This window comes from Clostridium tarantellae, from assembly GCF_009295725.1.
Classification (GTDB): domain Bacteria; phylum Bacillota; class Clostridia; order Clostridiales; family Clostridiaceae; genus Sarcina; species Sarcina tarantellae.
The window spans coordinates 1-1,133 of sequence record NZ_WHJC01000529.1; the positions used below are offsets into that span (position 1 = coordinate 1).

Sequence of the window (1,133 nt, forward strand, 5' to 3'; positions counted from 1 at the left end):
TTGGAGTTTTAGCAACAGAAATACCAAATGCGTATAAAACAACATCTACAGGAAAAACATCACACATGAAAGGAATTGGTATCACTCCAGAAGCACTTGAATCAAATCCAGTGTTATTTGATTTACTATTTGAAATGGCTTGGACTACAGATGTCGTTAATGTTGAGTTATGGTTAAAGGATTATATAGAAAGAAGATATGGAAAATATACAGATAATGCATATAATGCATGGAAAGTATTTAATGAAACTGCTTATGCTAAAAGAACTCATTATCATGAAGGAGCATCAGAATCTATAATTAATGCAAGACCTAAATTTGGAGTAAGATCGTCAGCCCTTGTTGGAAGCATTACAGTTCTTTATGATAAAATTAAATTTGAAGAAGCTGTTAAACTTTTATTAGCTGATTATGATGAGCTTAAGGACTATCCAGGTTATTTATTTGATTTAGCAGATTATTTAAGACAAGTTTTAGCTAATTCTGCCCAAGAGTATTATAACAAATTTGTATCATTATATAATGCAAATGATTCAGCAGGATTTAAATTATATGCAGATAAATTTTTAAACCTCATAAAGCTACAAGAAAAAATACTAAGTACCCAAAGGGTATTTTTAGTAGGAACGTGGATAAAATATGCTAAAGAAGAAGCTTTTGATGATTTTTCAACAGATATGTTTAAATTAAATTCTAAAGCACTTATAACTACATGGGGAGGCTTACTACAATCAGAAGCTGGTGGATTGCGTGATTATTCAAATAGACAATGGTCAGGTTTAACTGGGGATTTTTATTATGGCAGATGGGAAATGTGGATAAATTCATTAAAAAATGCTATAGATACAGGAACTGAACCTAAAAATATAGATTGGTTTAAATTTGATTGGACATGGGTTATAAATAATAAAGAATATAGTAGTGAACCTACTAATTTTAGTTTAAAAGATTTAGGTAATGAAGTATTTACTAATTTTTCTTATTCAAAATTAATTTAGTTATATATAACACCACTTTACAATAAATTTAACTAGCTAAAGAATCGTTATTAAGATGATTAATAACATCTTCAAGCGTAGTTATATTTTTATCAAGTTGTATTGTTTTAAGCAACTTGCCATAAATTAATTCTT

1 protein-coding gene is annotated in these 1,133 nt (G+C 28.4%); it reads left to right on the forward strand.

Annotated features, from left to right (window positions below):
* A partial coding sequence (locus GBZ86_RS16120; protein WP_207707477.1) for an alpha-N-acetylglucosaminidase C-terminal domain-containing protein occupies positions 1-998 on the forward strand: 998 nt, incomplete at its 5' end.
* Between the last annotated feature and the right edge of the window lie 135 nt (positions 999-1,133).